We start from the raw sequence: 25354 nt of genomic DNA, 5'->3' as shown, positions 1-25354 counted from the left end.
GTCAGGCAATTCCCGCGTCGAGGAGCGCCTTGACGCTCTTGTCGAAATGTTGCGCCATATGCTCGGTGGCGAGCCGCGGATCTCCCTTGAGGATGGCTTCGGCTATGTCCTCGTGCCCCTTGATCATCTTGAGCTGGTCGTCTTTCGACGAGCGGGTTCGCCAGCCGATCACCCAGGTGTTGCGTGTCACGCCGCTAAAGGCGGTGACGATCAGCGAGAAGACCGGGTTGTGCGAGGCAGCCGCAATCGCCTCGTGGAAAGCGATGTCATGCTCCATGACAATTTCGGGGTTCAGGAAATTCTCGCGCATCGACCGGGCGGATTGCGCGATCGCGGCGGCTTCCGCATCGGTGCGCCGGAGTGCCGCAAGCGCTACCGTGCGCATCTCGATCGTGCGCCTGACGTCATAGACCTGGTGAACGCTGATCTGCTGCGTGGTGATGCCGTGCTCGATCACCATCGACATCGCGCCGGTGTCCAGCTTGGCGACCGTGGCCCGGCGCCCGGCGCTCATGTCGATCAGGCGCATCGCCGAAAGCGAGCGGAAGGCCTCGCGCACGACGGTGCGGGAGACGTTGAGCTGGCGCGTCATGGCGGCTTCGCTGGGCAGCGGATCACCCGGCGCAAGACCTTCGGAGCGGATATGCCGGGTAATCGCCTGGATCGCCGTGCTCACCAGGCCGGGACTCGGCTCACCCGCTGTGTCCATCGGATCCTGCATCTCACTCCCTCAAAACCTGTATGACAGGTTATTGTCCAATTGCTCATATGTCAGCTAGAAGATATATGTCAAGTCGATTTCTAGATGACCTGACTGGAGGACCTCATGAGCGAAACGCAAGCTGCCTTGATCGTCGAAGCGCGCGACATGGTCGGCGAAAGCCTCGTCTGGGACGATCGCCGAGGCAGGCTGCTCTGGGTCGACATAATCGGTCGTCGGATACACGGGCTCGATCCGTCGACCGGAGACTATGAAAGTTGGCCGACGCCGGATCTGGTCACCTCCATCGGTCTGCGCAGGGACGGCGGCGCGATCGTCGGCCTGCGCAAGGAGGTCGCGTTGTGGGATTTCGATGGAGCATTCCGAACGATCGCCACGATCGAGCCGGATCGGCCAGCGACGCGGCTCAACGAAGGCGCCGTGGCGCCGGACGGTTCGTTCTGGGTCGGCACAATGGCCAACAATATTGGACCGGACGACACGCCGGTCGCCATTGCGCGGGATGAAGGCCGGCTCTATCGCATCGGTCCGGATGGCGAGGTGACGAGCCTGAGCGAGGACCGGTTCGGCATCACCAACACGATGGTGTGGGCAACTGACGGCCGCTTCATCACGGCCGATACGACGAAGAACGCACTTTACAGCTATGCCTGGGACAAGAGTGCGTCGCGGCTTGGCAAACCACGGCCCTTCTTCGTCGATTTCGGGCGCGGCCTGCCGGACGGCTCCTGCCTGGACGCCGAAGGCTATGTCTGGAACTGCCGGGTGGTGGGAGGAAGCTGCCTTGCCCGCATCGCGCTCGACGGCAGGCTGGACCGCATCGCGGAACTGCCTTGCAGTTGGCCAACGAGCTGCGCTTTCGGTGGCGAGAATCTTGACACGCTGTTTGTAACTTCAGCCCGATTTACCATGAGCTCGGATCATCTTGAGGCGAACCCGCAAGAAGGCGGCCTGTTCGCACTGCGTCCGGATGTCCAGGGCGCTCCAGCCAACAGGTTTGGATAAGTTCAACGACCCGTGGCGGCCGGGCGGGCGTCTCGAGCTTCAATGCCGGCTAGGTCATCCCTGGTCGAAATACGATCTGGAATGGCTGATCGCGCATGTTCGGCCGCGTAGCGATGACGCTGGATCATCTGCCGCACATCCGTGAACCGGAGCATGGGCTTCTAGCGGCGCCGATCAGGCGGGAGGTCGTGATTCAACTTGACAGTTTCATGAATATGAAAAAGGCTAAGGCGATTTCATAATCTTACAGGCAGGTCGATGTCGACCCTTGCAGCAAATCAGCCGTTGCCGGAATTCCGCTCTTCTCCGGTGTTCCGCCTCACCATGTTGCTGCCCGGTGCATTGGTCACCTTCCTGCTGATACTGTTCGCCCTTGGCCTCGTGCTTTTCCTTGCCTTACGCGGCAATGACGGCTCATTGCTCGGCGCCGGTTTCAGTCTGTCGAATTTCATCACCGTGGTCTCGGACCCACTCTATTGGACGGTGACGCTGCGCTCGCTGGTCATCGCCGGCCTGGTAACCATGGCGACCGTCGTCACAGCCTATCCCGTCGCTTACTATCTGGCCTTCCATGCCGGTCGCAGGCGCGGGCTGCTGCTGTTCCTGGTAACGCTGCCATTCTGGACCAGCTATCTCCTGCGCGTCTTCGCCTGGAAGATCGTTCTGGCCTACAATGGCGTGTTGAATTCGGCGCTGATCGAAAGTGGCATCTGGTCCGAGCCGACATTGGCCTTCCTCAACACGCCGGCCGCTGTCGTGGTCACGCTCGCCCATGCCTACACGCCTTTCGCCATACTGCCGATCTATGTGGCGCTGGATACCATTCCGAAATCGCTGCTCGAAGCCGCTTCCGATCTTGGTGCAAGGCCATTCACCTCGTTCCGCCGTGTCATCTTGCCCAATTCGATGCCGGGCGTCCTGGCGGCGGCCCTCGTCGTTTTCGTGCCGACCGTCGGCGACTATGTCACGCCGGCCATGGTCGGCGGGCCGGCCAGCACCATGATCGGCTCGCTGATCCAGTCGCAGTTCGGCAAGGCCAATGACTGGCCATTTGGCGCCGCGCTTTCGGTCTGCGTCATGCTGGTCATCCTGCTCGTGGTGTTGGTCGCGCGTGGCGCCGACCGCCGGTTTGGCAGCCGCACATGAAAGCAGCGCGCGCCGGCATGAAACGGGACGGCCGCTGGCTCGGCCTCTATGTGCTTGCCTATCTGGTCTTCCTTTATCTGCCGGTCCTGCTGATCCCGCTGTTTTCCTTCAACGATTCCATCCAGGCCGCGTTTCCCCTGCAGGGTTTCACGCTGCAATGGTATGCGAGCCTCTACGGCAATCCGGCATTGTCGGGTGCGCTCGCCAACAGCCTCGTCATCGGCGCCGTCGCCGCCTCCGGCGCCACGCTGTGCGGCATCACCGTGTCCTATATGGACCTCTATGGACGCTCGCCGCTGGCCGCCACGATCAGTGCCGTCGCGCGGCTGCCGATCCTCATTCCCGGCGTCATCGTCGGCATATCGCTGCTGATCCTGGTCAACCTCATCGCCCTCGGACCGTCGCGCGTCGCCATCGTACTCGGCCATATCCTGGTCGCGTTACCGACCACCGTGGTGATCATGCGCAGCCGTTTCGCCGCCATCCCCAGGACGGTTCGCGAGGCGGCGCTCGACCTCGGGGCTTCCGACTGGACGACGTTCCGGCGCGTCATGCTGCCGCTCAGCCTGCCTGCCGTGCTGTCGGCCTTCATGCTGGCTTTCCTGATCTCCTTCGACGAATTCATCGTCGTCTTCTTCCTCGCCGGCACTGAGCCGACGCTGCCGCTCTACATCTGGAGCCAGCTGCGCTTTCCGCGCTCGCTGCCGACCGTCATGGCGCTCGGAACAGTGATCCTGGCCGTGTCCTTCATCATCGCCGGAACCGCCGAAATCCTGCGCCATCGCGGGCTTGGCGCCGCACGCCGCAATCCAGCCTGAAGCACAACAACAAGAGAGGAGAACGAAAATGATAGTCCACCTGAAATCGATATCGGGACACAAGGCCCGGGCCGGCCTCGCAGCACTTGCACTCGCACTGTCGTCGACCGTGGCGCTCGCCGCCGAGAAGCTGCAGTACTTCACCTGGTCGGGCTATGAGCTGCCCGATTTCAACAAGAGCTTCCTTGCCGCGCACCCCGATGGCGTCGAGGCCTCGATCTTCGGCGACGACGACGATGCCTTCACCAAGGTCAAGGCCGGCTTCCGGCCTGATATCGCGCACCCCTGCTACGACAAGGTTGCCCGCTGGAACAAGGAAGGCCTCCTGCAGCCGATCGACACCAAGCGCATCAAGAACTGGGATTCGATCTTCCCGGTGTTCAAGAACCTGCCCGATCTGCAGGCTGGCGACGGCAAGGTCTGGATGGTGCCATGGGACTGGGGCAACACCTCGATCCTCTATCGCACCGATCTGGTGAAGAACCCTGAAGCGAGCTGGAACCTTCTGTGGGACAAGCAATATGCCGGCCGTATGGCGACCATCGATGCTGTCCACGACACGCCGATCGTCGCCGCACTCCTGGCCGGCGTAAACCCCTTCGACATGACGGCGGAGCAGATGGACAAAGTCGCGGCGAAATTGCGCGAACAGCGCCCGCTGCTGTCGAGCTACACGACCGACATGACCTCGGTCGAGCAGGCGCTTGCCAGCGGCCAACTGGTCGCCGCCATGACCTGGAATGCGTCGGCCACCTCGCTCAAGAAGCAGGGCGTGCCGGTCGAGTTCATGAAACCGAAGGAGGGCATGCTGACCTGGGCCTGCGGCTTCGTCATGCTGAAGGACGCCAAGAATGTCGATCTCGCCTATGACTTCATCAACAGCCGGCTGGACGCCGACTCCGGCAAATTCCTGATCCAGTCCTACGGCTATGGCAGTTCGCTGAGCACTGCCTTCGCCGGCGTGCCGAAGGACGAACTGGAAAAACTGCAACTGCCGTCCGATCCGGAAGTGATGCTGAAGAGCACGATCTTCACCGGGCCGATGAAACAGAATGACGATGTCGCCAAGATGTTCGAAAAGGTGAAGGCTGGCGGTTGAGCGCTGCCCCTCCTTCTCCCCTTGTGGGAGAAGGTGGATCGGCGCGTAGCGCCGAGACGGTTGAGGGGTGCGTGACGGATCGCCGTCCTCGCCAAGCTGGAACACCCCTCATCCGTCACCTTCGGCGACACCTTCTCCCACAAGGGGAGAAGGAGGAGCTTATCGCCGTTGCGCCGCGCCAACAGCAGGGACTACGACGAGGACGAATGCATGGACATACTGGACGAAGCCGCTTCAAAGCCGAAGGACGAAGCCGACGTTCGCGTCGGCCGCCGCGTGCGGGCGTTGCGACTCGAGCGCCGTTTGTCACTGGCAGAACTGGCGGCAAAAACCGGCATATCGATCGGCGCGCTCAGCCAGATCGAGCGCGGCATGTCATCGCTGCGCGTCAAGGTGATCTGGCCGCTTGCCGCCGCCCTCGACATCGAGCCGTCCGCGCTGATCGCAGACGACGGCGATGCCGTCAATGATCTCTATTGCGTGCGGGCCGACAAGCGGCGTTCGATCCCCGTGAAGTCGGAGGGCATCGCCAAGGCGCTGTTGTCGCCGCCCGGCGCCACGCTGACCGGCATGCTGGTGACGGTGGAAGCCGGCGGCGGCACGGCGGAAGCCTATGCGCATGCCGGCCATGAGTTCGGCTGTGTACTCGCGGGCGAAGTCGAACTGGTGGTGGATTCGACGAAATATTTGCTGAAGACCGGCGACAGTTTTGCCTTCAAAAGCACGCTTCTGCACGCGTTCCGCAATCCCGGCGGCGAGCAATGCCGGATACTCTGGGTCAACACGACCAAGCCCTCCGAGGTTCGCGATGGCGCTTGATCCCCTTGTGCGGCTGCAGGCGGTGTCGAAGCTATTTCCGGGCGGCATCGTCGGGCTCGATACCGTCGATCTCGACATCGTCGGTGGCGAATTCCTGACCCTTCTTGGCCCGTCCGGCTGCGGCAAGACCACCAGCTTGCGCGTCATCGCCGGTTTCGAAAGTCCATCGAGCGGCAAGGTGTTGCTCGATGGCCGCGACATCACCGCGCTGCGGCCCTTCGACCGGCCGGTCAACACCGTGTTCCAGGACTATGCGCTGTTTCCCCATATGAACGTCGCCGAAAATGTCGGCTTCGGCCTGTCGCTGCGCAAACTGGCCCGCGGCGAACAGGCAAGACGCGTTGCCGAGGCTCTCGACATGGTCGGCCTTGCCGACAAGCTTCGCGCCCGCGTCTCCGAATTGTCGGGCGGCCAGCGCCAGCGTGTGGCGCTTGCGCGTGCCATTGTCTGCGAGCCCCGCGTGCTCTTGCTCGACGAGCCGCTGTCGGCGCTGGACGCGCATTTGCGCGAACAGATGCAGGTCGAATTGAAGCGGCTGCAGTCGCGGCTCGGCACCACCTTCGTCATGGTCACGCATGACCAGACCGAAGCGCTGTCGATCTCCGACCGCATCGTCGTCATGAACAAGGGCCGTATCGAGCAGACCGCACCGCCGGCGACGCTTTATGACCGCCCCGCCACCAAGTTTGTGGCAAGTTTCATCGGCACCATGAACCTCCTGCAATCGCGCTTTGTCGGCAGCGATGGCGATCGCCTGCGTTTCACCGCTGGCGCCTTGCCGCTGGAAGCTGTCCCCGACAGCGGCGAGCGGCCCCGCGAGGGCGAGATGCGCACCATAGGTGTGCGCCCGGAGGATTTGCTGGCGGCCACCGAGGCCACGCCCGGCACGGCGCCGGCGCGGGTCAACAGCATCGTCTTCCATGGCCGCACGTTGCGGCTTCACGCGGAACTGGGGCAAGGCATGCCCGTTGTCATAGACGCGCCGCGCCAGGCCGAGGGCTTTCAATTCAGCGCCGGCGACGTGGCGCATATCAGCCTTCGCCGTGGCGCCAACTGCCCGATGCTGCCCAGGTAGTTGTTGGACGCCGCCATGGGACGGATTCCTTTCAGCAATCCGGTTCTATGTGGTCAACGCCGGGGAAACAAAAAAACAATGGAATTAAGTAGGAATTGACTCGCCGAGGAATGAATTCCGATTTTGGCGGATGCCCGAACCCAGCAGCCGGCCGCGCCGAAATGTGCAAACCCTTTGCTTGGCCCACGAAGTCGGGCAGCTAATCCGTGTCCGATGCAGGAACTGTAACATCACTCGGCACTATCTGCCGGGCGACCTAGCGAAGCTGGTCGGTGACATCCCCTTCTGGGACGTTGAACGGCACATGCGATGCGAAGCTGATCCTGGGCCCTAGAAAAGAGACCCTTGGGCTGGCGCCTGCTGCGGGAGCTTAATCTGTGTGGGTGGCTTCTCAACGATCACCAACGCGTCGTCGGGAGCCGTCCGCTGCAAATGCCGGGCTTCCGTCCACGGCGCTGTCAGCCAGGTCTCCGTCTCGTCCAGTGTGGTCAGGATCACAGGCATGGCCTTCTCATGGATCGGCGCGATGAGGGCGTTGGGCTTGGTTGTCATAAAAGCGTATAGTTCAAAGTCGCCTGGCCCATCCTTGACTTTTCGCACGCCCTGCCAGCGAGTCCAGAACCCAGCGAAGAAGAATAAAGACCGGCTTTCGTCACGGGCAAACCAGTAGTTTCGCTGAATGCCTGTTTCTGGGTCCTTGTCGTTCGAGGTAGGGCTGGGTTCGGCAAAGCTGGTCACTGGCACGACGCACCTGTGTTCGATGCCGACATACCGTTGCCAGTGCGAATATTGCGGATTGCGAACGTTGGTGGTGCCGTAGTCGGCCTTGCCTTTCATACGCTCCGGAGGCGTTGGCAAACCCCAAAGCAGTTTTGCCAGCTCACGCTTTCCGTCTGATGAGTTACGAACGACTGGGCCGGGTTGATTGGGATAGATGTCGACGGAAGGTTCAAGGTTGCCAATGACGTCGCGCAGTGCGCGCGTCCATTGGCGGATCGCCTCTTGCGTCGTGGTGATATTGTAGAGGTTACACATGAGCCTAGAATTGCGGAATCGGCTTGTGTCTGCAACAGAAGTCGGCCTGCCGATGAGGATGGCAGGCATCCATCCTGACAGCGCCATGTCAGCTATCGAGCGGTCCGGCAGTGGTCGGCCAGCAGGCGGTTCCCTATTTCCAATGCGTCGAACAGGAGCAACACACATGACCAACGCGGAAATTGCCAAGGATTTCACCGAACGCCTCAAGCAGGGTGACAACGAAGGCGCTGCCGAGAAGTACAATGCCGACGATATCGTCAGCTACGAAGCCATGGAGGGGCCGATGGCCGTCTGCAGTGGCAAGGCGGCCGTCAAGCAGAAGGGCCAGTGGTGGCAAGACAACAACGAAGTTCATGGCGGCTCGGTCGAGGGTCCCTACGTAAACGGCGACCAGTTCGCGGTGCGCTTCACCTTTGACATAACACCCAAGGCCACCGGCCAGCGTGTCACCATGGACGAGGTGGGCCTGTACACGGTCAAGGACGGCAAGATCGCCGAGGAGCGCTTCTATTATTGAGCTACCGGGCCGGAGCGATCGGCTTCCGGCCCACTTCGCCGATTTGCTGGCAAAGCGGGAAGAGCGGTTTTAGGCTGTGGGCGGATTCGACTGTCAGCCAGAGGACCACGCTTTGACGATCACCATGTACGGCATCACCACCTGCGACACGATCAGGAAGGCGCGCGTCTGGCTGGAGAGCCACGAGGTTGCCTATCGTTTCCACGACTATCGCGCCGAAGGAATCGAGGCAGCCAGGCTGGATGGCTGGGTCGGCAAGGTCGGCTGGGAAAAGCTGCTCAACAAGGGCAGCACGACATTTCGCGAACTGCCGGAGACGGATAGGCAAGGTCTCGACGAGAAGAAGGCGAAAGCGCTGATGCTGGCTAAGCCGACGATGATCAAGCGTCCGGTGCTGGAGATAGGAGACAGCATCCTGGTCGGGTTCAAACCGGATGTCTATGAGGGGGCGGTGGGCGGGAAGTAGACCGACTCTCACCCGCGCCGCGATCCTTCGCCGGCGTCTCGATGTTACGCGTTGGCTCGCAAATACCCCGCCAGTGCCACGGCGTTGTTATGCGCTTCGTCGTGGGCGCCATAGAGCAGCGTCACCTTGCCGTCGCCGAGCAGGGCGCGAAGTTGCGCCACCGCCTTTTCATTCCCGTCCAGCTCGCCACGGTACCGCTTCTGAAACTCCGCCCAGCGCGCCGTCTGGTGTCCGAACCACTTCCGCAGTTCGTCGCTCGGCGCGATCTCCTTGAGCCACAGCGTTAGCGCCGCATCCTTCTTGGCGACGCCACGCGGCCATATCCGATCCACCAGTACCCGCTGGCCATCGTCGTTGCCGGGTGCTTCGTAGACGCGCTTGACCGCGATATCGAAGGCCATCACACCTCAACTGGCCTCTCAGGCCCACTCGCCCTTGCGCATCACTGGCACGCGGCTGCCATCCTTCGCGACGCCGTCAATGTCGATCTTGTCCGACCCGATCATCCAGTCGATATGGATGAAACTCTTGTTGCCGCCGCGCGCCGCGATTTCGTCCTGGCTGAGCGAGGCGCCGTCGACGAAGCACTTCGAATAGCACTGGCCGAGTGCGATGTGGCAGGCGGCGTTTTCATCGAACAGCGTGTTGAAGAACAACAGGCAGCTGGCCGAGATCGGCGAGGAATGCGGCACCAGCGCCACTTCGCCGAGGCGACGCGCGCCTTCGTCGGTGTCGAGCACTTTCTTCAGCACGTCCTCGCCTTTCGATGCCTTGGCTTCGACGATCCTGCCTTCCTCGAAACGCACCGAGATGTCGTCGATCAGCGTGCCCTGGTAGGACAGCGGCTTGGTCGAGGAGACATGCCCCTCGACGCGCCTCGCATGCGGCGTGGTGAAGACCTCCTCGGTCGGGATGTTGGGGTTGCAGGTGATGCCGTTCTTGGCGGTCGAGGCGCCGCCCATCCACTCATGGCCATCGGCCAGCCCGACCGTCAGGTCGGTGCCCGGTCCGGTGAAGTGCAGCGCATGGAAATTGTGGCCGTTGAGCCATTCGGTGCGGCCGCGCAATGCCGCATTGTGCGCCTTCCAGTTGGCGATCGGATCCTCGACGTCGACGCGCGAAGCGGAGAAGATGGCGTCCGCCAGCTTCGCCACGGCGACATCGTCGGGCTCGCCCGGAAACACCTGTTTTGCCCAGGCCAGATCCGGATAGGCGACGATGTTCCAGTTGATGTCGAAGCCGGTGATCTTCTCCAGCGCCGGCTGGTAGGCCATCGAATTGGCCTTGTTGGCGCGCGCCACCTTCGCCGGATCCTGCGCCGACAGCAGCGAGGGATCCTCGCCGCGCACGGCGAGCCTCGCCGCATTGTTGGAAAAGGCCTTCGCCATGCCTTCATAGAGCCAGCCGGCGGCGCGGTCGAAGCCGGCGTCGGCGCCAAAACGGTAACGCGCCAGCGTCATCTCGTCGTCGTTGAAGATCGGCGTCACCAGTCCGGCGCCGGCCTTGTAGGCATGCTCGACGATGCGCCTTGTCAGCGGCAGCGCCGCGATCGAGGAGGTCAGTACCAGGTCCTGTCCGGGCTGCAATTGAAGCCCGATCTTGATGGCGACCTCCGCTAGCCTGTCGAGCTTCACCGGGTCGATCGTTGCGGAAACGCGGCGCGAATGTGTGGTCATGATCCTGCCTGTCGTCGTGGGATGTCTGATTGAACATAGAACGGTGCCGCGGTGCTTTCCACCGCGATCGCGCCGCTGGGCTCCGCGACCGACGATCCGAACCGTGCCATCGTCGCCGCGATCTCTTCCTTGATCCAGATTTTGAAGTCCCGGACCTTGCGGCTTTCGGCCTTGGTGGTGGACGTCACCAGCCAGTAGCCGAGTCCGCTCTGGGCGCGGATTCGGAACGGCGCCACCAGCCGCCCATCGGCCAGCGCGTCCGCTGTCAGCAATTGCCAACCCAGCATCACGCCATGGCCCGCGATCGCCGATTCCAGGCACAGCATCGGGTCGGTGAAGCGCGCGCCTTTCTGGAAGGTGACGGCTTGAACGCCGGCGGCCGCGAACCAGCTCTCCCAGCTGATCATCGCCCGCTCGTCGGTGATGGCGCAGGTCCGCGCAAGGTCGCCGATCGACTTCAGTTTTCTTGCAATGTCAGGTGCGCAGACCGGGAAGACTTCCTGCGCCAGAAGCAGCTCCGCCTTTCCACCCGGCCATTTGCCGTCGCCAAGCCGGATGGCAATGTCGATGTCCGAGTGATCGAGATTGGCCAGTCGCACCGACGCATCGATACGCAACAGCACGTTGGGATGCCGGTCGAAGTGCCGCGACAGCCGTGGCAGCAGCCATTTGGAGGCAAAGGCCGGTGCTGCCGAAACGACCAACGTGCATTGGGTCGCCTCGTCGGCCAGCGCCACGGCCTGGGCAAGCTCGCGAAATCCAGCGCCGAGGCGGGCCGCGAAGATGGCGCCGAATTCGGTCAGGACGAGACCGCTTGTCGTGCGCTCGAACAGTGCCTGGCCGAGCTGTTTTTCGGTGCGGCTGATCTGCTGGCTGACGGCGCTGACGGAAACGTTGAGTTCGCTGGCGGCCGCCGCGAGCGAGCCGAGACGGGCGACGGTTTCCACGGCGCGAAGGCCGTTGAGATGAACGCGGTTGAGCATGGCCATTTGAGATTTTCTAAACCGATCCGGCCGAAATCTCAATTGAAAGAGATATAGAAACGGCGGACTTTATCGATGGAGACAGGCCCCATGGAGCCGGAAATGCTGAGCATGTTGTCGTCGCTGAAGGTCCTGTTCGCCACCACTTCGTCGGATGACGCGCGCTGCGACATCGATACGCTGAGCTGGCTGACCGATCCGCTTGCCCATCCCGCGCTGGATGCGATGTCGGAGCGCGAGCTCGGCGACGTGCCGTTCCACTTGACGGCGCGTCGGACCGTGCATGAGATCGTTTCACTGAATGCCGGTTGCGGCGGGCGCTGCTGAGCGCGCAATCCGGCACTGGCCCAACACAAGGCGGATTGTTTCACCCGCCCGCACATTTATTGTGCACTGCAATGACATCGGCCGCATCGACAGCGCTGCGTTACGCCTTCGCCGGCATGATCGCCATGGCCGTGGCCATGGGCATCGGCCGCTTCGTCTATACGCCGATCCTGCCCGGCATGATGGAGGAACTGCATCTGTCGCCGGCCGATGCCGGCTGGATCGCCTCGGCCAACTATCTCGGCTACCTCGTCGGCGCGTTGGTGGCGGCGGGCAACTGGGCGCATGGACGCGAGCGTTTGCTGATGCTGGCCGCCCTCGGTGCCAGCGCCGTTCTGGCCGCCTTGATGGGGCTGACCGACGCCATGGCCGTCTTTCTCGCCATCCGTTTTCTGGCCGGCCTGGCCAGCGCTTTCGTCATGGTGTTCATGGCCAGCATCGTTTTCAGCCATATCGCTGAGGCCGGGCGCGGCGATCTGCAGGCCTGGCATTTCGGCGGCGTTGGCCTCGGCATCGCGATATCGGCGGCGATGATGGCCGTGCTGGTCACCGAACACGCCGGGTGGGCGCAGGGCTGGCTGTGGTCGGGCGCGATTTCGGCTTGCGGCTTCGTCGCCGTGGCGTTGCTGGCGAACCAGGGTCCGCTCACCAATGGCGAAGCCCTCCCTGAACCGGGGCTGCCGAAAGACCGGTCGCTGATCAAGGTGATCGTCGCCTATGGCCTGTTCGGTTTCGGCTATGTGGTGACGGCGACCTTCCTCGTCGCAATCGTCAGGCAAGGCGGCGGCAGCCGCGTCTTCGAGGCCGTGGTGTGGATGGCTGCCGGCCTTGCCGGTTTTCCTTCGGTCTGGCTGTGGCAGAAGATAGCGGCGCGGATCGGGCTCTATGCCGCCTATGCCTTGGGATGCTTCGTCGAAGTTGTCGGCGTTACCGCGAGCGTCGCCACCGGCGGGCGCACGGGGCCGCTGCTTGGGGGCGTGCTGCTCGGCGGCACCTTCATTGCCATCACGGCACTTGGCCTGCAGGCGGCGCGGCGGCAGGCGCCAGGGTCGCCCCGGCGCATCTTTGCCCTGATGACCGCCTCCTTCGGCCTTGGCCAGATCATCGGCCCGATCGCGGCCGGACTTTTGGCTCAGGCGTCGGGCGATTTCTTCCTAGCCTCCATCGTCGCCGCGGCCGTCCTGGTCGTCTCCGGCGCCGTCACATGGTCGGCCGCGCCAAAATCGCCATGATTGTGGTCTTGCTCTGCGCCTGAGATCGGGCAGGCATTTTCTTTCCCCCTAATGTGTGACCTTATGCCCGCCTAAGTCACCTGATTTGCGCATAGATCGAGGAATTCGCCACAGTGTTCGTATCCTTCTTCCCGCAGCCGAAGCTCTTCTTCTCTTCGGCCGCCATCTGGAGCCTTGCGGCAATCCTGTTCTGGTTTTTCGGCGGGGAGCAATTGGGGGCGGTTTTCGGCATGCCGCCGGCAGCCGCCGGTGCGGCGCCCATCATCGGCATCGCCGTGCTGGTGTCGAAACCGTTCCTCTGGTTCTACATCTACTTCGTGCTGTGCGTGGCCATCTTCTATGCGTTCTGGAGCTGGTATTCTCCGCACCCATGGCAGCGCTGGTCGATCCTGATGACGGCGGTCATCCTGTTCTTCATCTATTTCAACGTGCAGGTCAGCGTCGCCGTCAACGCCTGGTACGGCCCGTTCTTTGACTATGTACAGGGGTTGATGTCGGGGACCGGAAAGTCGACGAATGCCGAGTTCTACACCGGATTGGCCGACTTCTCATGGCTGGCGCTGGTCGGCATGAACGTGCAGGTGGTCAATGCCTTCATCGTCAGCCACTGGATCTTCCGCTGGCGCACGGCCATGAACAATTACTTTATCGAGAACTGGACCAGGCTGCGCCATATCGAGGGCGCGTCGCAGCGTATCCAGGAAGACACGATGCGGTTCTCGCAGATCATGGAGGATCTCGGTTCCAGCTTCGTCCAGTCGATCATGACACTGATCGCCTTCCTGCCGGTCATGATCCAGCTGCAGGCCCATATCAGCGAACTGCCGATCATCGGCGCGATCCCGCAGCCATTGGTGGTCGCGGCACTTGCCTGGTGTCTGTTCGGCACCATCTCGGTGATGGTTGCCGGCATGAAGCTTCCGGGGCTGCAGTTCCGCAACCAACGCGTCGAAGCCGCCTACCGCAAGGAACTGGTCTATGGCGAGGACCATGTGGACAGGGCGCAACCCGCCACCACCGCCGAGCTGTTCGCCAATGTCCGGCACAACTATTTCAGGCTGTATTTCCACTACATCTATTTCAACGTCGTCCGGTACACCTACCTGCAGGCCGACAACATTTTCTCGCTGTTGATCCTGGGGCCGTCGCTGGTCGCGCATAAGATAACGTTCGGTGCGCTGAACCAGATCTCCAACGCGTTCGGCAAGGTGACAGGTTCGCTGCAATTCCTGTTGACCTCCTGGTCGACAATTGTCGAACTGCAGTCGGTGCACAAACGTCTGCGCGCCTTCGAGGCGACGCTGCTGGGCGAGCCGTTGCCTGATATCGATCAGCGCTATCTGGCAAGGCAGGGCGCCGAGGATCCGGCTTGAGAATGCTCTGACGAAACGGGGTTGGCGGCTCAGCCGCCAACCGAGGCCTGCTTCTGGACGCCATCCTGCCGCGAAAGATAGTCGCGAAAACTGATGCATTCGACATCTGATTTGACGCAGGCCTCGCCGGCAAAGCGCTCCAGCGCATTCCAGTAGGCGCCGTCATTCATCAGCGTGAAGTGGAAGCCGAGTTCCAGCGGAATGCGCCTGCCCTGATATTGCGTGTCGAAGGCAGCGCGAAACGCCTGATAGGTCCGGTCGGCGAACTCGCCGGCCTTGCTCGGCCGCTCGAAGCCGCCGGAATGCCTGACATAGAGATTGTAGTCCATGGCGATCACCGGCCGCGATGTCGGTCCCTCCGGGATTTGCGGCAGGGAAAAACGGGTGATGCCGCCGACGGTCGGCGGCAGGGCAGGGCCCTTTGAAACACCGCTGGCATCGAACTGATAGCCGGCAGTCGGCAGTGCCTCGTAAAGCGCCTTGCTTGTCGACAGATACGGCGCCCGGAAACCCACCACCGTATGCCGCGCGAAATCACGCCAGCCCTCGGGTTCGGGCGCAATGCCGTTGATCGCATAGGCGTGCTCGAGAATGTGCTCGAATGAGGCGAACTCTTTCAGCCAGTCGGCCTTGGTCCAGTCCTTGCCGTCGAAATGGCCGCAGGCGTGGCTGGCGATGTCGTGACCTTCATGGGCGGCGAGGCCGATCTGTTCCAGCCTCTCGGCCACTTCCTGCCTGGAGGCGGCAAAGCCGATGTTGGATTTGCCCGCGCTCTTGCCCGGCGGAGTGTATTGGCCGCGTGTCTCGGGCGACAGCAGGAAGACGCATGACACGAAATAGGTGAAATGCGCGCCGGTGCGCTGGGCCAGCGCCCGGCTGCGCTTCCACTGCGAGATGTCGCGCGCGCTGTCGAAGGAGATGATGACGACCTGCTTCGGCCTTGCCGGTGCTGGTGGCGCGGGCGGATCGGCCAGGGCCGCGCCGGCAGCGGCGAGCGAGGCAAACGAGAACGCAGCAACGCGGGACAAACAAGGCATCGGCAAATTCAAGCTCTCCGGGTGATCGGCAGGCCGCTATCGCGCAAATGTGGCGCCGGTGCGATTGGGGTTTTCGTGGGTTTGCCCCGGCAATAGCCGATTTTCCGCTCGAACCCCTTCCATGCCGACAAAATTTCGCTAAAACGCGGGCTCATGAACCGCCCCGGCCCGGGGCAGGAATGGTTTGATTGATGTCCGACGACAGTTTTATCCGTGAAGTCAATGACGAGATGCGTCGCGAACAGGCGCAGAAGCTGTGGGACCGTTTTGGCCCGGCCTTGCTCGTGATTGCCGTCCTGGTGGTGCTCGGCACCGCCGCCTTCGTTGGCTATCGCTATTGGGACGAGACGCGCGCCAACCGCTCCGGCGATGCTTTCTCGCAGGCGTTGAAGCTTGCCAATGATGGCAAGAGCGATGACGCGCTGGCCGCGCTCGATCAACTGGAGAAGGATGGCTACGGCGCCTATCCGCTGCTCGCCCGCATGCGCGCCGCGACCGTCAAGGCCAACAAGGGCGACGTCGATGCCGCCGTCAAGGATTTCGACGATGTCGCCGCCGACACCGCCATCCCCCAGGGCCTGCGCGACATGGCGCGGCTGAGGGCGGCGCTCCTGCTCGTCGATCACGGCACCTTCGCCGACGTGTCGAGCCGCGTCGAGGCGCTGACATCGGACACCAACGCGCTGCGCCACAGCGCGCGCGAGGCGCTCGGGCTTGCCGCCTGGAAGGAAGGCAAGACCCAGGACGCGCTGAAACTGTTCGACCAGATCGCCTCCGATGACGGCGCCCCGCGCAACGCGCGCGAGCGGGCGACCTTGATGTCCGAACTGATCCGCGGGTCGGGCAGTGCGTCGTGACCTTCAAAGTCGCCATCATCGGCAGGCCTAACGTCGGCAAATCGACGCTTTTCAATCGGCTGGTCGGAAGGAAGCTGGCGCTTGTCGACGACACGCCGGGCGTCACCCGTGACCGCCGTGTCCATGCCGCCAAGCTTTACGATCTGCATTTCGATGTCATCGACACCGCGGGCTTCGAGGATGCCGGCGCCTCGACCCTGCCGGGTCGCATGCGCGCGCAGACCGAAATCGCCATCCGCGAGGCGGATCTGATCTTCTTCACGGTCGACGCCAAATCCGGCCTGCTGCCGGATGACAGGACCTTTGCCGAGATCGTGCGCAAATCCGGCAGGCCTGTCGTGCTGGTCGCCAACAAGGCCGAGGCAAAGGGCGCGCAGGGCGGCATGCTGGAAGCCTGGGAGCTCGGGCTTGGCGAGCCGATCCCGGTTTCGGCCGAGCACGGCCAAGGCATGCCCGACCTTCGCGACGCAGTCATCGAAGCCCTGGGCGAGGCTCGGGCTTTCGGCGAGGATGAAGACGGCGACGACGAAGAAGCCGCCGCCAGCGAAGTGCTGATCGGCGAGGACATCGCCGATCCGGATGCCGAGCCGGCCTATGACGACACCAAGCCGATGCGCATCGCCGTCGTCGGCCGGCCGAACGCCGGCAAATCGACGCTGATCAACGCACTGATCGGCGAGGAACGGCTGCTGACCGGACCGGAGGCGGGCATCACCCGCGATTCCATCTCCGTCGACTGGGACTGGCGCGGCCGCCGCATAAAACTGTTCGACACGGCCGGCATGCGCCGCAAGGCCAGGATCCACGAGAAGCTGGAAGTGATGTCGGTGCAGGATGGCTTGCGCGCCATCCGCTTCGCCGAGATCGTCATCATCGTGCTCGATGCCACCATTCCCTTCGAGAAGCAGGATCTGCAGATCGCCGACCTGATCATCCGCGAGGGCCGGGCGCCGGTGATCGCCTTCAACAAATGGGACCTCATCGACAACCCGCAGGAGCTGTTGGCCGAATTGCGTGAGAAGACCGAGCGGCTCTTGCCGCAGGCGCGCGGCATCCAGGCCGTGCCGGTCTCGGCCGAGACCGGACGCGGCCTCGACAAGCTGATGGATGCGGTGCTGAAGACGCACAAGGTCTGGAACAGCCGTGTTTCGACCGGCAAGCTCAACCGCTGGCTCGAAGCCATACTGACGCATCATCCGCCGCCCGCTGTCGCCGGGCGCCGGTTGAAGGTCAAATATGTCACCCAGGCCAAGACGCGGCCGCCGGGCTTCGTGGTCCAGTGTTCGCGGCCGGATGCGATGCCGCAAAGCTATGTCCGTTATCTCTCGAACAGCCTGCGCGAAGCCTTCGACATGCCGGGCGTGCCGATCCGCATCGCGTTGAGGACGTCCGACAACCCCTTCGCCGGCCGGGCGAAGAAGCGCTGAGGCTCGGGCGGCAACGCTTAAGCGACTTTCAGCCGGTTCTCTTTCGTGTCGGCGCCCTCGGGCAACGCCTCGAACGCCGATTGCACCAGGATGTCGGCCAGCCGCGCCGCGACCGGATCGAGCTCGGCATCCTTCTGATGCAGGTGCAGCGCCATCTTCGGCAGCGGCGGCAGTCCGAGCACTCCGGGCGCGAGCGCCCTGACATTCGCGGGCAGGCCGATATCGGTGCGGATCGTCAGCCCGAGGCCTGCCGCCACCGCCGCCCATATGCCGCCAAGGCTGGGGCTGGAGAACGCCATGCGCCAGGGGCGCCCGGCACGATCCAGCGTCTCGGTCGCCACGGTGCGCAGCAGGCAAGGCGCCTCGAACACAACCAGTTGCAGCGCCTCGTCGGTGTGGGGGCCTGCCTCCATCGGTTTTGCCGGGCCGATCCAGCGCGCCTGCACGTCGGCGACATGCCGGCTGTAGGGCAGCGTCGTGCCATCATGCCAGGCGAGCGCGATATCGAGGTTGCCGGAAAGAACACGCTCGGCCAATTCGTGGCTGCGCCCGATCCGTGCTTCGATCCGAACCTTGGGATGGGCGCGGGCGAAGCGCCCGAGCACGTCCGGCAACACGGCCTCGCCGAAATCCTCCTGCAGGCCGAGCCGCACCCAGCCCTCCAGTTCGACATCGCGGATGGCCAAGACTGCCTCGTCATTGATCTCGATCAGGCGCCGCGCGTAGCCGAGCATCGTCTCGCCGGCTTCGGTCAGTGACAGGCCGCGACCCGCCTTGCGGAAGATCGGCGTGTCGGCCTGCTCCTCCAGTTTCTTCAGCTGTGCGCTGACGGCGGAGGTTGAGCGGCCAAGCCGTTCGGCTGCCCTGGCGAAACTCCCGAGCTCCATGCCGGTGACGAAAGTCCTCAGCACGTCGAGATCGAATGTGACGCGTCGCATGGTATCGTCCTTATTTACAGGATTATTGATCAAAAACTTCCTGATTTTATGGATGAAGCTATGGCGCTACATCCCTCCCGTCAAGGTCGCTCGACCGGCGTCACGGGAATGGAACTATGTCTGCCACCGTCATTCGCAACGATTGCCAGCCATCCGGACGAGGCGCCGCCATCACCGCGGCCGGCCGGACCTTCGGGCCTAGCCATCGCTGGAAGGTCCTGGGCATCGGGGTTGCCGCGAATGCCGGGTTTTCGGCCACTTTCTCGGGCATACCGGCAACGGCGGTCGTGCTTCGCCAGGGCTATCATTTGAGCAATGCCGAACTCGGCCTGGCGCTTGGCCTGCTCGGGCTGGGCGTTGCGCTCAGCGAACTGCCGTGGGGTCTGCTCACCGACCGCTGGGGGGATCGCCGCGTGCTTCTGATCGGGCTTGGCGCGACGGCGGCGTGGCTGCTTGCGATGGCGATGCTCGTCGTGCCGACAAGGTCAGGCATTCCCGATGTCACACTGCTGGCGGCAAGCCTGCTCGTCACGGGACTGCTCGGCGGCAGTGTCAACGGCTCGAGCGGCCGCGCCATCATGGCCTGGTTCCGGGAGAATGAGCGCGGCTTTGCCATGAGCATCAGGCAGACGGCGGTGCCGCTCGGCGGCGGCCTCGGCGCGCTTGTCCTGCCTTCGCTTGCCCTGGCTTTTGGTTTTGCCGCGGTGTTCGGGCTTCTGGCGGCGGCATCCGCTCTCTCGGCACTGTTTGCCTGGCGTTGGCTGCACGAACCGCCGACAGCGGGTGAAGGCCACGCTGTCTTGTCTGATGGACCGGCGCCGTTGCGCAACGTCGAGGTCTGGCGCATCTCGACCGCGATCGGCCTGCTCTGCTTTCCGCAGGTGGCGGTCCTCACTTTCGCGTCGGTATTCCTGCACGACTTCGCCGGACTTGGCACGACGGCGATCAGCGCCAGCCTCGCCGCGGTCCAGGTCGGCGCCATGGTCATGCGCGTCTGGAGTGGCCGCTTTACCGACCGCCACGGCACCGTCGTCAGTTTCTTCGCTTGTGCAGTGCGCTGAGCGCGCTGGCCTTCGTGATGCTCTGGGTGCTGGTTCTGGCCGTTCCCGCAATGCCTGGCAGCCAATCCCTCCTGATCGCAGTCCTGCCCCTGGTGCTCGTCGTCGCCGGCATCTCGGTCTCCGCCTGGCACGGCGTTGCCTATACCGAGCTTGCCACGCTGGCCGGTGCCGGCCATGTCGGAACGGCACTCAGCCTTGCCAACAGCTTTGTCTTCGTCGGCTTCTTCCTGGTTCCGGTGGCCATTCCAGGGCTGTTGCACCTCTGGTCATGGCCCGGCGTCTGGCTGTCGGCCGCCGCCTGCGCCCTGGTCGCCTGGCCGATCTTCCTGAGGCGGACCTGAGCGCTCTCGCCGCAAAACCGCCCGACTTCGAAGCCACGACCTCCAACCGAATGGGAAAACCCGACCGATCCCGTTAACGTCCCATCAAGGTTAATGCATCATTTTGCTCTCCAGTGGGGTCAGTTGCGTTCCTGGAGAGAGTTCCGTGCATCGACGTGTGTTGAAGCGGCTGATGGCCGCCGCCGGTGAGAAACGCAGCCTTGTGTCTCCGTTCATCATCGGCCTCGGCATCTGGATCGGCTTCCCGACCGTCGCCGCCTACCAGGACATGACAAGCCTCGTTTCCGGCCTCGAAGCGCCGACGCGCTGGAACTCCTATGTCGAGAAATCGGTCGCCGGTTCGGTCCACGCGGCCGAGATGCCGTTCGTCGATTCCGACATCACCGGCTCGATCTCGGGTTCCGGCGTTCGCCTTCCCGGTATCGGCTCCGTCTCGTTCCGTGGCAAGGGCGGCAAGGTCAGCGGGTCGCCCGACGAGGATCGCGTCGTGCGCGCCGACAAGAAGGGCCGCATCGTCCAGGTCTCTCCGGTGGCGCCGCCGAAGAACTTCAATGCCGGCTCGATCTTCCAGCGGACCTCCTCGCTGATGCGGCCGAGCATGGACAGCGACCTGAAAATGGCCTTCGCCAAGCCTCAGATCAAAGGCAAGGAAATCCAGATCGCCGCCGCATTCCACGCGCGTGAGGACAAGAAGCCGGATCCCGGCGTACCGGCCATGCTTGCCGCCTTGGTCAACAACGACCATCCCGATGTGCTTGCGACCGCCTATGCGCAATCCGCGCCGGACTATGCCAAGGCCTCCCCCTTTGAAGCCCTGCTCCAGGACGAGCAGCCCAACAGCGGCCGCTTCATTCCGCCGATGGCCAAGGGCGATCACGCCTGGATCCAGAATCCGCTTCCGGCCAGCGTCTTCTCCAAGCCGGAGCAGAAATGCCTGGCCAACGGCATCTATTTCGAGGCACGCGGCGAAGCCGTGCGCGGTCAGGCCGCCGTTGCCCAGGTGATCCTCAACCGGGTCCGCAATCCCGCCTATCCCAATTCGATCTGCGGCGTCGTCTATCAGAACGACAGCTGGTTCAACCGCTGTCAGTTTTCATTCGCTTGCGACGGCAGAAAGAAGCGCATCGACAATCCTGTCGCCTACAAGACCGCCCAGGATGTCGGCATGGCCGTCACCGCCGGCAAGATATTCATTCCGGAAGTAGGATCGTCCACCCACTATTATGCCAACTATGTCCATCCGGGCTGGGCGCGCACGATGCAGAAGATGACCAAGATCGGCCTGCATATCTTTTACCGGACCTATGGTGGCGGCTGGAGCTGAGCGGCCCGCTGGTCACCGCTCTTTTTGGCCGGTCGCACCGTCGATCGGAGAGCCATTGTCCGGGGGATTCGCGCGGCGCATCCGCCCGATCGCAAAGGGCACGATGTCGCACCTTTCTAATCCATTGATTTTACTATCTAAAATACACAACGTGGAAGTTCCGTCCGTGGCTTGACGGGCGCAAACCCTCTAACTATGTTGCCGGCGACTTTAGAAGCGGACGGACGGTGACGGTCTGCCCGGGCAGGGGGGTTGCGATGGCCGAAAAAAAAGGGCCAGACGGAACCGGAGAAACCGGCCGCGGCAAAGAGCATGACCCCGAAATCCGCGACGACGATCTTGAGCGCCGTCGGCGTGAACTTGGAGCATCGCTTGCGACAAGGCTGCCGAACCGGCTCGAGGGGAAAGACGACGCGAAACCAGTGACCGGATACGGTCAGGCGATCAAACTATCCAGCGAGTTTATCGCCGGGGTGGTGGTGGGCGCCGGCATCGGCTGGATCATCGACCGTATGGCGGGGACATCGCCGTGGGGTCTGATCGTTTTCCTGCTGCTTGGTTTTGGCGCCGGCGTGCTCAATGTCATGCGTTCGGCTGGCGTTGTGGCGGAATTCGGACAAGGTGCGAAGCCGCGCCGTGACCGGGACGACAGCAAATGACCGCCTTCAGGCGGCATTTGGAAATAGCCGCTCATGCGGCAATGGTAATTTAGCCGTACGCGGCATTGACGGGGTTTGAACGTGGCAGCTGACAAGGTCGATCCGATCCACCAGTTCCATATCATCAAGCTGGTTCCGATCGAGATCGGCGGCTTTGATCTGTCTTTCACCAATTCCGCCCTGTTCATGGTCGCGACCGTGGTCGTTGCCGCTGCATTCCTGCTTCTGACGACGTCGAGCCGCAGCCTGGTGCCCGGCCGGCTGCAGTCGGTTTCCGAGATGGCTTACGAGTTCGTCGGCAATATGCTGCGCGATGCCGCCGGCACGCAGGGCATGAAATTCTTCCCCTTCGTATTCTCGCTGTTCATGTTCGTGCTGGTCGGCAATCTGCTCGGCCTGTTCCCCTATTTCTTCACCATCACCAGCCACATCATCGTCACCTTCGGTTTGGCCATCATGGTGATTGGCACCGTGATCGTCTATGGTTTCATGAAGCACGGCCTTGGCTTCCTGAAGCTTTTCGTGCCGAAAGGCGTGCCCCTCTTGATGATGGTGCTCGTCGTTCCGATCGAGGTGATTTCCTTCGTGTCGCGCCCGGTCAGCCTCTCGGTTCGTCTGTTCGCGAACATGCTCGCCGGCCACATCACGCTGAAGGTGTTTTCAGGGTTTGTCGTGAGCCTCAGCGCGCTGGGCGCACTTGGCATTGCGGGTTCGATCCTGCCGCTGGCCATGGCGGTGGCGTTGACGGCGCTCGAATTGCTGGTGGCGGCCTTGCAGGCCTACGTCTTTGCGGTGCTGACCTGCATGTACCTGAACGACGCCCTGCACCCCAGTCACTAAATTTCACCAGTCACTAAATTTCACCGGCGCGTGACGCCAACTACAAACTGCAACGACAACGGAACCACAAGGAGTTTGACATGGAAGTAAATGCAGCAGCTGCAATCGGCGCCGGCATCGCTTGCCTGGGCATGGGTGGCGCGGGCATTGGCCTCGGCAACATCTTCGGCAGCTATCTCTCGGGCGCGCTGCGCAATCCGTCGGCTGCCGATGGTCAGTTCGGCCGCCTGATCTTCGGTTTCGCCGTGACCGAAGCCCTGGGCATCTTCTCGCTCCTGATCGCGCTTCTCCTGGTGTTCAAGTAAGAACCACGGGCTGACGAAGGGGGGCGCATAGTGCGACCTTACCTTATGGACAGGGGAATGAGATGTTTGTGACATCTGCCTTTGCGCAAGAGACCGCGCCCGCCGCGACGGAAGGCGACACGCACTCCGGCACCGGCGTGCCTGCCGAGGCGCACGGCACGTTCCCGCCATTCGATCCGGCGACGTTTCCGTCGCAGCTTCTGTGGCTGGCGGTCACTTTCGGGCTGTTCTACCTCTTCCTGAAGAGGGTGGTGATGCCGCGCGTCGGCGGCATCATCGATGTTCGCAACGACCGCATCAGCCAGGATCTCGACCAGGCAGCCAAATTGAAGGGCGAGGCCGATGCTGCAGTTGCTGCTTACGAGCAGGAACTGGCGGAAGCCAAGAAGAACGCGAACTCGATCGGCCAGCAGGCCAGCGATGCGGCCAAGGCGGAAGCCGAGACCGCGCGTAAGAAGATCGAGGCCGCGCTCGACGCCAAGCTTGGCGAGGCCGAGGCACGCATTGCTTCCATCAAGGCCAATGCCATGAAGGAAGTCGGCGGCATCGCCGAGGACACCGCTTCGGCGATCGTCGAGGCACTCGTTGGCGGCAAGGCCAGCAAGGCCGAGATCGCGGCCGCGGTCAAATCCGTGGCCCGGTGAGGAGCGCATCATGGACGCTACATCTCTCGCAACGCTCTGGGCCACGATTGCCCTGATCATCTTCCTGGCCATCGCCGTCTACATCAAGGTGCCCGGCATGATCGCCAAGGCGCTCGACGCCCGCGCCGCCAGGATCAGCAGTGAGCTCGACGAGGCACGCAAGCTGCGGGAAGAAGCCCAGCAACTGCTCGGCCAGTACAAGAAGAAGCGCAAGGAAGCCGAGCAGGAGGCTGCCGACATTGTCGCGGCCGCCAAGCGCGAGGCCGAACTGCTGGCCGCCGATGCCCACAAGAAGACCGAGGACTACGTTGCCAGGCGCACCGCGCTTGCCGAACAGAAGATCGGCCAGGCCGAGCGCGAAGCGATCGGCGAAGTGCGCGCCAGGGCCGTCGACATCGCTGTCGAGGCGGCACGCGCATTGCTCGGCGCCAAGGTTGACGCCAAGGCCGGAGCCGACCTGTTCAAGTCCGCGCTCCAGGATGTGAAGGCCAAGCTGAACTGAGCTGACGACTCCGAGTAAATCAAAGCCGCCTGGGAAACCTGGCGGCTTTTTTGTTGTGCGGTGCGTCAACGGGGCAATCTACCTGCTCGTCGGGGAGATGCCCGGCAGGGCAGAGGGGGCGCAAAGGATCGCCAGCGGTTTGATTTTCATCCGCCGCATAGAGTGAAATTTACCGAGGAACCTGGGCGCGACCGATTGACCGATTGATAGGCTGGCGGGACAGCGCCCCCCTCTGTCCTGCCGGACATCTCCCCCACAAGGAGGGAGATCGGCCGACACCGCTGCTTTCGCCAAACTCCAAGAAATAGCGTCGTCGCTCAGTCCAGCCCGGCGAAGCTTTCTTCTTCTTCCATCACCTCGGCGCCACCCAGCCGGAGCGGCGCAAACGAGGTGCGGTGTAGCCGCGCCACCGGCCCATGCGCCTCGATCGCCGTGCGGTGCCGGACCGTGGCGTAGCCCATATGGACTTCGAAGCCGTAGCGGTCGTGATGATTGCCGCAGCCGCACATCATGCGGTCGCGCATGACCTTGGCCACGATCGAGGCTGCGGCGATCGATTGCGAGCGCTGGTCGCCCTTGATCAGCGCGCGGCCCTCGCACGGCAGTCCTGGCGGCACGTCGCGCCCGTCCGCGAGCGCGAGCTTCGGTTGAACCGACAGTCCGACCAGGGCGCGTCGCATTGCTTCCAGGCTCGCCTTGAGGATGTTGCTGCCGTCTATGCCCTCGGCGCTGATCGAGGCCATGGAGACCGCCTGCGCGGAGCCAAGAATGCGCAGGAACAGCGCTTCACGCTGCAAATGGCTAAGCCGCTTGGAATCGTCGAGCCCTTCGGGAATGTTGGCGGGGTCGAGTACCACTGCCGCGGCGACGACCGGTCCGGCCAACGGGCCACGGCCGGCCTCGTCCATCCCCGCGACCGGCCACAGGCCGTCGGCCATCGCCTTCGTCTCGAAGGAGAAATCGGGTTTCTCGACGATTTCGAAGAGAAGCGGAGAATCAGAACGCGCGCGAGCCATGTTGCGGCGAGGTTCGCATCGGCTCCGATTCTCCGCAAGTCCCTCCGGGTCGGGTGGGGCGCCGGACCGGGAGGGCACCGTCTGCAGGCCGGGGCAGGCCGGACGGGA

At 63.1% G+C, this 25354-nt stretch carries 29 protein-coding genes; 21 read left to right on the top strand and 8 right to left on the bottom strand.

What is annotated here, in order from left to right:
- Nucleotide 1: 1 nt before the first annotated feature.
- Nucleotides 2-709 (bottom strand): FadR/GntR family transcriptional regulator, encoded by a 708-nt coding sequence (locus tag LB536_RS00285; RefSeq protein WP_224589671.1) that lies wholly within the window; start codon nt 707-709, stop codon nt 2-4.
- 117 nt (nt 710-826) lie between these two features.
- On the opposite strand from LB536_RS00285, the gene LB536_RS00280 reads away from it, so the two are divergent.
- The 6 genes from LB536_RS00280 (at nt 827) to LB536_RS00255 (ending at nt 6683) form a co-directional block, all read left to right on the top strand.
- Nucleotides 827-1726, top strand: a complete 900-nt coding sequence (locus LB536_RS00280) for an SMP-30/gluconolactonase/LRE family protein (RefSeq protein ID WP_224589670.1) — start codon at nt 827-829, stop codon at nt 1724-1726.
- 258 nt (nt 1727-1984) lie between these two features.
- Nucleotides 1985-2872 carry an ABC transporter permease gene (locus LB536_RS00275; RefSeq protein ID WP_224589669.1) on the top strand — a complete coding sequence of 296 codons (888 nt, stop codon included), beginning with the start codon at nt 1985-1987 and terminating at the stop codon, nt 2870-2872.
- On the top strand, nt 2869-3690 hold the full coding sequence (locus LB536_RS00270) for an ABC transporter permease (protein WP_224589668.1): 822 nt from the start codon (nt 2869-2871) through the stop codon (nt 3688-3690). Before LB536_RS00275 ends, LB536_RS00270 begins: the two co-directional genes overlap by 4 nt.
- Nucleotides 3691-3718: 28 nt before the next feature.
- A complete protein-coding gene (locus LB536_RS00265) occupies nt 3719-4789 on the top strand; it encodes an ABC transporter substrate-binding protein (protein WP_140759918.1) in 1071 nt (356 codons plus the stop codon).
- A gap of 210 nt (nt 4790-4999) precedes the next feature.
- On the top strand, nt 5000-5608 hold the full coding sequence (locus tag LB536_RS00260) for a cupin domain-containing protein (protein WP_224589667.1): 609 nt from the start codon (nt 5000-5002) through the stop codon (nt 5606-5608).
- Entirely contained in the window at nt 5598-6683 is a 1086-nt protein-coding gene (locus LB536_RS00255) for an ABC transporter ATP-binding protein (protein WP_224589666.1), read from the top strand. The genes LB536_RS00260 and LB536_RS00255 overlap by 11 nt, the downstream gene beginning before the upstream one ends.
- A 330-nt stretch (nt 6684-7013) precedes the next feature.
- Here LB536_RS00255 and LB536_RS00250 read toward each other — a convergent pair whose 3' ends face one another.
- Nucleotides 7014-7718 (bottom strand): SOS response-associated peptidase, encoded by a 705-nt coding sequence (locus tag LB536_RS00250; RefSeq protein WP_224590064.1) that lies wholly within the window; start codon nt 7716-7718, stop codon nt 7014-7016.
- 166 nt (nt 7719-7884) lie between these two features.
- Between LB536_RS00250 and LB536_RS00245 the strand changes: the two genes are divergently transcribed.
- Together LB536_RS00245 and LB536_RS00240 are read left to right on the top strand one after the other, a co-directional pair.
- The gene (locus tag LB536_RS00245; protein ID WP_224589665.1) at nt 7885-8238 is read left to right on the top strand and encodes a nuclear transport factor 2 family protein; all 354 of its coding nucleotides are present in this window, start codon (nt 7885-7887) and stop codon (nt 8236-8238) included.
- A 112-nt stretch (nt 8239-8350) separates the two neighbouring features.
- Nucleotides 8351-8704 (top strand): ArsC family reductase, encoded by a 354-nt coding sequence (locus LB536_RS00240; protein WP_224589664.1) that lies wholly within the window; start codon nt 8351-8353, stop codon nt 8702-8704.
- A gap of 44 nt (nt 8705-8748) precedes the next feature.
- Here the strand turns inward: LB536_RS00240 and LB536_RS00235 are convergent, their stop codons facing one another.
- The 3 genes from LB536_RS00235 to LB536_RS00225 are packed head-to-tail and all read right to left on the bottom strand — an operon-like array spanning nt 8749 to nt 11369.
- Nucleotides 8749-9105: a DUF488 domain-containing protein gene (locus tag LB536_RS00235; RefSeq protein WP_224589663.1), complete on the bottom strand. Its 357-nt coding sequence runs from the start codon at nt 9103-9105 to the stop codon at nt 8749-8751.
- An 18-nt stretch (nt 9106-9123) separates the two neighbouring features.
- Nucleotides 9124-10380 (bottom strand): aminopeptidase, encoded by a 1257-nt coding sequence (locus LB536_RS00230; protein ID WP_224589662.1) that lies wholly within the window; start codon nt 10378-10380, stop codon nt 9124-9126.
- On the bottom strand, nt 10377-11369 hold the full coding sequence (locus tag LB536_RS00225) for a LysR substrate-binding domain-containing protein (RefSeq protein ID WP_224589661.1): 993 nt from the start codon (nt 11367-11369) through the stop codon (nt 10377-10379). Before LB536_RS00225 ends, LB536_RS00230 begins: the two co-directional genes overlap by 4 nt.
- Before the next feature lie 96 nt (nt 11370-11465).
- On the opposite strand from LB536_RS00225, the gene LB536_RS00220 reads away from it, so the two are divergent.
- From LB536_RS00220 to sbmA, 3 genes are all read left to right on the top strand, one after another.
- Nucleotides 11466-11690 (top strand): hypothetical protein, encoded by a 225-nt coding sequence (locus LB536_RS00220; RefSeq protein WP_224589660.1) that lies wholly within the window; start codon nt 11466-11468, stop codon nt 11688-11690.
- A gap of 71 nt (nt 11691-11761) precedes the next feature.
- Complete coding sequence (locus tag LB536_RS00215; protein ID WP_224589659.1) at nt 11762-12922, top strand: YbfB/YjiJ family MFS transporter; 1161 nt, start codon at nt 11762-11764, stop codon at nt 12920-12922.
- 113 nt (nt 12923-13035) lie between these two features.
- Nucleotides 13036-14295: a peptide antibiotic transporter SbmA gene (gene sbmA, locus LB536_RS00210; protein WP_224589658.1), complete on the top strand. Its 1260-nt coding sequence runs from the start codon at nt 13036-13038 to the stop codon at nt 14293-14295.
- Between the two features lie 29 nt (nt 14296-14324).
- Here sbmA and LB536_RS00205 read toward each other — a convergent pair whose 3' ends face one another.
- Nucleotides 14325-15332: a polysaccharide deacetylase family protein gene (locus LB536_RS00205; RefSeq protein WP_224589657.1), complete on the bottom strand. Its 1008-nt coding sequence runs from the start codon at nt 15330-15332 to the stop codon at nt 14325-14327.
- Nucleotides 15333-15523: 191 nt separating this feature from the next.
- Between LB536_RS00205 and LB536_RS00200 the strand changes: the two genes are divergently transcribed.
- Together LB536_RS00200 and der are read left to right on the top strand one after the other, a co-directional pair.
- Entirely contained in the window at nt 15524-16189 is a 666-nt protein-coding gene (locus LB536_RS00200; RefSeq protein ID WP_224589656.1) for a tetratricopeptide repeat protein, read from the top strand.
- Nucleotides 16186-17616 carry a ribosome biogenesis GTPase Der gene (gene der, locus LB536_RS00195; protein WP_140759946.1) on the top strand — a complete coding sequence of 477 codons (1431 nt, stop codon included), beginning with the start codon at nt 16186-16188 and terminating at the stop codon, nt 17614-17616. Before LB536_RS00200 ends, der begins: the two co-directional genes overlap by 4 nt.
- Nucleotides 17617-17633: 17 nt before the next feature.
- On the opposite strand, the gene LB536_RS00190 is transcribed toward der, so the two are convergent.
- Complete coding sequence (locus LB536_RS00190; protein WP_224589655.1) at nt 17634-18554, bottom strand: LysR substrate-binding domain-containing protein; 921 nt, start codon at nt 18552-18554, stop codon at nt 17634-17636.
- 116 nt (nt 18555-18670) lie between these two features.
- Here LB536_RS00190 and LB536_RS00185 point away from each other — a divergent pair, with 116 nt between their 5' ends.
- The 8 genes from LB536_RS00185 (at nt 18671) to LB536_RS00150 (ending at nt 24230) form a co-directional block, all read left to right on the top strand.
- The gene (locus LB536_RS00185) at nt 18671-19615 is read left to right on the top strand and encodes an MFS transporter (RefSeq protein ID WP_224589654.1); all 945 of its coding nucleotides are present in this window, start codon (nt 18671-18673) and stop codon (nt 19613-19615) included.
- Entirely contained in the window at nt 19600-19956 is a 357-nt protein-coding gene (locus LB536_RS00180; RefSeq protein WP_224589653.1) for a hypothetical protein, read from the top strand. Before LB536_RS00185 ends, LB536_RS00180 begins: the two co-directional genes overlap by 16 nt.
- A 145-nt stretch (nt 19957-20101) precedes the next feature.
- Nucleotides 20102-21280, top strand: a complete 1179-nt coding sequence (locus LB536_RS00175) for a cell wall hydrolase (RefSeq protein WP_224589652.1) — start codon at nt 20102-20104, stop codon at nt 21278-21280.
- A gap of 257 nt (nt 21281-21537) precedes the next feature.
- A complete protein-coding gene (locus tag LB536_RS00170) occupies nt 21538-21939 on the top strand; it encodes an AtpZ/AtpI family protein (protein WP_140759954.1) in 402 nt (133 codons plus the stop codon).
- Nucleotides 21940-22020: 81 nt separating this feature from the next.
- Nucleotides 22021-22779, top strand: a complete 759-nt coding sequence (locus LB536_RS00165; protein ID WP_140759956.1) for a F0F1 ATP synthase subunit A — start codon at nt 22021-22023, stop codon at nt 22777-22779.
- Between the two features lie 80 nt (nt 22780-22859).
- Nucleotides 22860-23084, top strand: coding sequence for a F0F1 ATP synthase subunit C (locus LB536_RS00160; RefSeq protein ID WP_010914827.1), 225 nt, complete (start codon nt 22860-22862; stop codon nt 23082-23084).
- Nucleotides 23085-23146: 62 nt separating this feature from the next.
- Nucleotides 23147-23728 carry a F0F1 ATP synthase subunit B gene (locus LB536_RS00155; RefSeq protein WP_140759957.1) on the top strand — a complete coding sequence of 194 codons (582 nt, stop codon included), beginning with the start codon at nt 23147-23149 and terminating at the stop codon, nt 23726-23728.
- Nucleotides 23729-23738: 10 nt separating this feature from the next.
- Nucleotides 23739-24230 carry a F0F1 ATP synthase subunit B gene (locus tag LB536_RS00150; protein WP_224589651.1) on the top strand — a complete coding sequence of 164 codons (492 nt, stop codon included), beginning with the start codon at nt 23739-23741 and terminating at the stop codon, nt 24228-24230.
- A 317-nt stretch (nt 24231-24547) separates the two neighbouring features.
- Here the strand turns inward: LB536_RS00150 and LB536_RS00145 are convergent, their stop codons facing one another.
- Nucleotides 24548-25246 (bottom strand): ribonuclease HII, encoded by a 699-nt coding sequence (locus LB536_RS00145; RefSeq protein WP_224589650.1) that lies wholly within the window; start codon nt 25244-25246, stop codon nt 24548-24550.
- Nucleotides 25247-25354: the final 108 nt, after the last annotated feature.

Origin of the sequence: Mesorhizobium sp. ES1-3, assembly GCF_020164795.1 — a bacterium.
GTDB lineage: Bacteria > Pseudomonadota > Alphaproteobacteria > Rhizobiales > Rhizobiaceae > Mesorhizobium.
This window is presented reverse-complemented; position numbering and strand designations above follow the sequence as displayed.